The following is a 6,464-nucleotide window of genomic DNA, read 5'->3' on the forward strand; positions in this document are numbered from 1 at the left end:
TCTTCCTCGATCTGGTGTATGGACGCGGTGGGGCTCAGCGCCTGGGCGGGCGGATGCCGCGGAACTCCCAGTCGCCGCCCAGGGCGGTCGAGAGCACTTCCTCGGACTCGGTGGGCTGGGCGCCGACGTCGGTGCGGACGGCGGTGGGGCCGGTGACGACGTGGTTGGTGAGTCTGCCCAGTCCCTCGACCTCCACCTCGACAACGTCGCCAGGCTGCACGGAACGGGAGTTGGCGGGGGTGCCGGACAGCAGGACGTCGCCGGGACACAGGGTGATGGTGCGGGCGATGTCGGCGACGAGGTAGTGCATGTTCCACGTCATTTCATCGGTCGAGCCGTCCTGGACGACCTTGCCGTTGACGTAGGTGCGAAGCCGCTTGCCGTGGAAGTCCCAGTCGGTGACCAGGCCGGGACCGAGCGGGCACAGGGTGTCGGACCCCTTGACCCGGAGCATGGACCCGGCGTCCGTGTCGCGGAAGTCGTGCAGGCCGAAGTCGTTGGCGATCGTGTAGCCGGCGATGTACTCCCCCGCCTCGGCCGGGGAGATGTTGCGGGCCGTCCTCCCGATCACCAGGGCGACCTCGCCCTCGTAGTTGAGCCACTTGCAGCCCTCGGGGCGGACGACCGCGCCCTTGTGGCTGTTCAGTGCGGAGACCGGCTTGTGGAAGTAGGTCGGGGTGTCCGGCAGGCCGATCCGGAACTCGTCCACGCGGCTGCGGTGGTTGAGGTGGACGGCGATCACCTTCGAGGGGAGCACGGGTGGCAGATGGTGGGCCTCCTCGGTCCTGACGCGACGGCCGTCCCCGGCGACGAGCTCGTCCCCGTCGACCGTGACCTGGACGGCGGCGCCGTCGAGGAGAACGCGGCGGTACTCGGGCATGAAGGGCTCCTAGATACGGCTGTGCGGGGTGCGCGAGGCGGGCAGGCCGGTGCCGGTCCAGCCGTCGGCGGGGCGGTCGAACCAGAGGTGGACCTGACCGGTGCCCACCGAGTTCTCGTACTCGCCGTACTGGCGGGCCCTGGCCCTGCACGCCCGCTCGCCGAGTGCGCCGGCCATCATCAGGTAGTGGAAGAAGTTGGCCTCGGGCTTGTACTTCCAGAACGCGTCCATGGTGTCGAGGACCCTGTCGTGGCGGCCCTCCTTGAACCAGGCGATCCGCTCCTCGTCGGCCGCGCGCGCCTCGGGCGTGAAGATGTGCGTCGGGTCGCTGGCCTCGTGGTCGCGGATCTCACGCAGCGGCCAGAAGGTGTGCGACAGCGCTCCGGAGGCGATCAGCAGCACCCGGCGTCCCGGGGTGGCGGCGATGCCGTCGGCCAGCGCCCGGCCGAGGCGCAGGTGGTCCTCCATGTCGCCGGTCTGGCAGACGCCGATCGTCACCCACCGCTTGTCCTGCAGTCCCTCACCGAGGAACTTCCACAGGTTGACGGTCGCGTAGAAGATCGGCAGGTACACGTCGTCGATCGCCGTGATGAACGTGCCGTGCTTGTCCGCGAACGACGCGATGTGGTGGGCGAGTTCGGGGTCACCGGGGAAGTCGTACGGCATTCGGCACATGCCGCGCGGCAGTTCCTCGGAGGTGAACAGGCCGGCCCGGCGGGGCTGTGCGGTGACGACGAACTCGACGGTGGTGGCCCAGTGGGAGTCGAGGACCACGACGGTGTCGTATTCGTTGGCGGCATCGCGCTCGAAGACGTCCTTGCGGAGCTGTCTCAGGCCGGTGACGAGGGTGATCTCCTTGCCCTCGTTCAGCTCCCGCCGGGTCTCCTCCGGGAGCACGATGGTGGGGACGTGGGCGAGCAGGCCCGCGCCGACGATCTCACCCATGGTGCTTCCATCCGTTCGGTGCGGTGACGGTGTTCTTCACGTCGCAGTAGAAGTCGAAGCTCCAGGTGCCGCCCTCGCGGCCCACGCCCGAGTGGCGGGAGCCGCCGAAGGGCGCCTTCAGGTCGCGGACGAAGAAGCAGTTGACCCAGACGGTGCCGGCGACGAGTTGCGCGGTGACGCGCTCGGCGCGCTCGGGGTCGCTCGTGGCGACGGTGGCGGCCAGGCCGAAGCGGGTGTCGTTGGCGAGCCGGACCGCCTCTTCCTCGCTGGTGAAGGTCTGGAGTGTCAGAACCGGGCCGAAGACCTCCTCCTGGACGATCTCGGACGTCTGGGCGACGCCGGTGAGGAGGGTCGGCGCGTAGTACTGCCCCTCCTCCGGGTGTCCGCCGATGACCGCGCGGGCGCCGGCCGCCAGTGCCCGCTGCACGAAGCCGTCGATCTTCTCCAGCTGCCGGGGGTGGATGTTGGGGCCGATGTCGGTGGCCTCGTCCCGCGGGTCGCCCTGCTTCAACCGGGACGCCTTGTCGACGAAGCGGCGGGTGAACTCCTCCGCGACCGTCTCCTCGACCAGAATGCGGGTGGCGGCGAGGCATACCTGCCCGGCGTTGTCGTACTGCTCCACCGCCAGGTCGACGGCCAGGTTGAGGTCGGCGTCGGCGAACACCAGCAGCGGGGACTTGCCGCCCAGCTCCAGACTCATCGGCGTCAGGTTGGCGGCGGCCGACGCGGCGATCCGCCGCGCGGTCGCGACCGAGCCGGTGAAACTGATCCGGCGCACGTCCGGGTGCGAGGTGAGCGCGTCGCCGATCTCCGAGCCGTAGCCCTGCACCACGTTCAGGACACCGGCTGGAAGCCCGGCCTCGGCGGCGATGTCGGCCAGCAGCGAGGCGGTCAGCGGAGACCACTCGGCCGGCTTGAGGACGACCGTGTTGCCCGCCGCCAGCGCCGGGGCCACCTTCCACGTGGCGAGCATCAGCGGTGCGTTCCAGGGCGTGATCAGCACGCAGGGGCCGGCCGGGTCCCAGCTGACGTGGTTGGTGTGACCGCGGGTCTCGAAGTCCTCGTGCTCCAGCTTCAGCAGCCGGTCGGCGAAGAAGCGGAAGTTGTGCGCGACGCGGGGCATGACGCCGCGGCGGTGGGAGCGCAGGAGGGCGCCGTTGTCGGTGGTCTCGACGAGGGCCAGCTCTTCGAGCCGCTTCTCGACTCCCTCGGCGATGGCGTGCAGGATGCGGGCGCGCTCGGGGCGCGGGGTGGCGGCCCAGCCCGGGAAGGCGGCCGTGGCGGCGGCGACGGCCGCGGCGGCCTCCGTCGCGGTACCCCGCGCGATCTCCCCGATAACGCTGCCGTCGATCGGTGAGATGTCGGTGAACGTCTCACTGGAGGCGACGCGCTCGCCGCCGATCCAGTGCCGGGTGTCAACGGATACTCCGGCGATGACAGCTGCTTGGGACTCGCGGGTCATGTCCCAACCTCCAGTTCGTTTGACCCCAAATAAACAGTCGGGTCGCGAGAGCGTCAAGCCCCGCGCGAAGATTTATTTGGAACCAAACGTTTTGGCTGAAGGTCGACGGCTGTCGTCGGCGGCACACCCCCGCGGATCCGGCGGGCGCACGCCGCCTCCGACGAAGAGCGCGACACTCCAAGGTGAGCGCGGCACGTCAACAGGGACCGTGGGCTCCGACAGGCCCTAGGGGCGCGGACGGCGGCCCGAGCGTCGTGGGGCGAGGCTTTCGCCGTCGAGGAGCTCCCGCCTGCGCTGCTCACCGTGCTCCTCGAGCCGGCCGACGATGACACGCAGACTGTCGGCGAGTTGCAGGCACTGGTCGGGGCTGAGCGGGGCGGCGACGAACGCTTCCTCGGCATTGAAGGCCGGGAACAGCTCCTCCATGAGCTTCTCACCTTCCCGGGTCAGCGAGAGCAGGACCCGGCGACGGTCCTCGGGGTGGGGAGAACGGGCCACGAGGCCGCGCGATTCGAGGGTGCGCGAAATGCCGGTCAGGGTGCCCTTGGAGATGCCCGCCTCCTCGGCCACGGACCAGGTTTCCGCCTCGCCCCAGATCCACAACACCCAGAGCACGACGAAGCCGGTCCACGTCAGCTCGTGCGGACGCAGCACGGAGTTCTCCAGGTGCTGCCGGACGGCGGCGGCCGCCCGGTGGATGTTGCCCACGGCTGCCATGGCCTCGCGCTGCAGAGTCAGGCCACCCAGCCGCCGCTGGACAGCTCGCTCCGTTTCGGTGATGGATCGGCGGGGCCCGGACACGGGCTTCTCCTCGTCGTTGGGGCGGTGCGGGCCGCCGAAGCTTCATTTGAGCTCAAATGTATCTCCGCAGCCGCCGGATCCGGCGTCCTCGGCCCCGGGTGGAGGCAGGCGAACCTTCGCGCCCCTCTTGCTGGCCGGTACAGCCGACTCTTATCGTTTGACATCAAATGAATGTCACCGGCGCCACCGCTCGGCCGTCTCAGTCATGAGGCCGCATGGATCCGAGCGAGCAGATCAGGACAGAAGGCAAGCCTTCACCGCATCCCTGGAGTATCCCTTGAGCGCTCGCACAGACCGCCAGGTCCGACAGACGATCGAGGCGCTCGACGCCAAGGGGATCGATGTCCTCCGCGTCGCCTACCCGGACCTGATGGGATCCGACCGCAGCCGGGACATCCTGCTGCACCATCTGCCGCACGCGGCCGGACACGGCCTCGCCTTCAGCCGCGCCGTCTATCACACCGGCGCTCTGGGCGATCACTCCGACATCGCCGGTGGCCTGGAGGCGGGCATGCCCGACGTCCTGGTGCGCCCGGATCTGGACACCGTCGTCCCGCTGCCGTGGGAGCCGCACGTCGCCTGGTGCATCGGTGACGTCCTCGACCCGGCCACCCGCCAGAGCGTGCCCGAATCGCCCAGGGACCTGCTGCGCCAGGTCCTCACCCGCCTGAACAACGCGGGCCTGACCGCGCTCGTCGGCCCCGAACTGGAATACGTCCTGCTCACCCCGGACGCCGACACGCCCACCGGATGGCGGCGCTACGCCCCCGCCCCGGGCAACGTCTACACCACCGGCCGCCGCGCCGACCCGGACGGACACCTTCTGCGCACGGTGCGCGCCCTGCACGCGCTCGGCCTGGACGTCAGCGGCGGCAACCGCGAGTTCGACGGCGGACAGTTCGAGATCAACCTCAACCACTCAGAAGCACTGAACGCCGCTGACCGCGCCTTCCGGTTCAAGGCCGCAGTCAAGGAACTCGCCCGAGCCGAGGGCCGACTGGCGACGTTCATGGCCAAGCCGTTCAACGACGGCGGCGGATCGGGGTTCCACCTGCACGTCTCCCTGATCGACGCGGACGGGAACAACGTCTTCGACGCCCCCCGCCAGGCCCACGGCCTCTCGGCCACGGCCCGTCACGCCCTGGCCGGCGTCCTCGTACACGCGCCCGCTCTGTCCGCGCTGCTCAACCCCACCGTCAACTCCTACAAGCGGTTCGGTCCCGACACCACCGCCCCCTGGCTGATCAACTGGGGCCTGGACAACCGGAACGCCATGGTGCGCATCCCGCCGGAGCGCGGTGCCGCATCCCGACTGGAAGTCCGCCTCGGCGACGCCACGGCCAATCCGTACCTCGCCGTCGCCGGCCTCCTGGCCGCCATCCACCTCGGCATCACGGCCGCGGCCGACCCTCCGGCGCCGGCAACCGGCCTCGCCGCCGACACCGGGACCGCCGACCGGCTGCCCACCGACCTCGGCCAAGCGCTCGACGCCCTGCAGGCCGACGATCAGCTCATCGACGTCCTCGGCAAGTCGTTCGTCGACGCCTTCCTCACCTTCAAGCGGGACGAACTCGACCGGTTCCACCAGTACGTCACCGACTGGGAGTTCCGCGAGTACGCCCAGATCAACTGACACCGCCCGCTTCCCCTGGTCGACCACCTGATCCCGCTTGTGGGTGGAGTCGACGTCGATGAACGCCGTCTCGCCGGAGCCGGGCAGCAGCGGAGTGTGCGCGGCCAGCAACCGCCTGTGCACAGGTGCAGTTGCAGAGTATGACCGTGGGTGAACGCGCGCAGGAGGTGCCCAGGGTGGACGGGGCACGGATACCGCCGAACACGGTCGGCATCTCACCGTGCCGCAGGACGTCCAGGTCGTCGATGCTGTCCGCACCCGCGACCATCCCGGCCACGATGCTGGTGACCTTGGCGTCCGTCGCCGCGCCCGCGCCGTTCCTCGCCCCGGCCAGCCAGCCGGGGCAGACCGCATCGCTCGGCCAGCCGCATCACCGGGACCAGACCGGCATGCGCGATCAGATTCGCCTCATCGAACGCTGCGGAGACTGCCGTCGGCGTACGGGAGACTTGCATCTCGGAAGTGCCTTGCTGATTGTGCGTGCCGGAAGCCTGACGAACGGGTCGGTCTCGCGCTGTGCCTCCCCATTGCCCTGATCGTCGGCGGCCGGCGGCCGGACCCGGCGGCACTGCGAACGGAGTGAGCGTGAGCGCAGCGGTCACCAGCCGTGACGAAGTGGGGGGGGGGGGGGGGGGGGGGGCCCCCCCCCCCCCCCCCCCCCCCCCCCCCCCCCCCCCTCCCCCCCCCCCCCCACCCCCCACCCGGGGAGACAACCCCACCCCTCCCCTTTTTTTCCCCTTTCC

General features: G+C 70.1%; 5 protein-coding genes and 1 pseudogene. 1 reads left to right on the forward strand and 5 read right to left on the reverse strand.

Annotation, left to right across the window (positions count from 1 at the left end; all coding sequences use genetic code 11):
* Window positions 1-34: 34 nt before the first annotated feature.
* The 4 genes from ACZ7GZ_RS16910 to ACZ7GZ_RS16925 all read right to left on the reverse strand — a co-directional run bounded on the left by ACZ7GZ_RS16910 (window position 35) and on the right by ACZ7GZ_RS16925 (window position 4,088).
* Window positions 35-880: a fumarylacetoacetate hydrolase family protein gene (locus ACZ7GZ_RS16910; RefSeq protein ID WP_471024786.1), complete on the reverse strand. Its 846-nt coding sequence runs from the start codon at window positions 878-880 to the stop codon at window positions 35-37.
* 9 nt (window positions 881-889) lie between these two features.
* Complete coding sequence (locus ACZ7GZ_RS16915) at window positions 890-1,825, reverse strand: 3,4-dihydroxyphenylacetate 2,3-dioxygenase (protein WP_471024787.1); 936 nt, start codon at window positions 1,823-1,825, stop codon at window positions 890-892.
* Window positions 1,818-3,287, reverse strand: a complete 1,470-nt coding sequence (locus ACZ7GZ_RS16920) for an aldehyde dehydrogenase (RefSeq protein ID WP_471024789.1) — start codon at window positions 3,285-3,287, stop codon at window positions 1,818-1,820. Before ACZ7GZ_RS16920 ends, ACZ7GZ_RS16915 begins: the two co-directional genes overlap by 8 nt.
* A gap of 225 nt (window positions 3,288-3,512) precedes the next feature.
* On the reverse strand, window positions 3,513-4,088 hold the full coding sequence (locus tag ACZ7GZ_RS16925) for a MarR family winged helix-turn-helix transcriptional regulator (RefSeq protein ID WP_471024790.1): 576 nt from the start codon (window positions 4,086-4,088) through the stop codon (window positions 3,513-3,515).
* Between the two features lie 277 nt (window positions 4,089-4,365).
* Between ACZ7GZ_RS16925 and ACZ7GZ_RS16930 the strand changes: the two genes are divergently transcribed.
* Window positions 4,366-5,721: a glutamine synthetase family protein gene (locus tag ACZ7GZ_RS16930; protein WP_471024792.1), complete on the forward strand. Its 1,356-nt coding sequence runs from the start codon at window positions 4,366-4,368 to the stop codon at window positions 5,719-5,721.
* Window positions 5,722-5,849: 128 nt separating this feature from the next.
* Here ACZ7GZ_RS16930 and ACZ7GZ_RS16935 read toward each other — a convergent pair.
* Window positions 5,850-6,176 (reverse strand): annotated as a pseudogene (locus ACZ7GZ_RS16935) (IS1380 family transposase); the annotation flags it as partial.
* Window positions 6,177-6,464: the final 288 nt, after the last annotated feature.

The sequence above is a fragment of the Streptomyces sp. NPDC037288 genome (assembly GCF_055603265.1).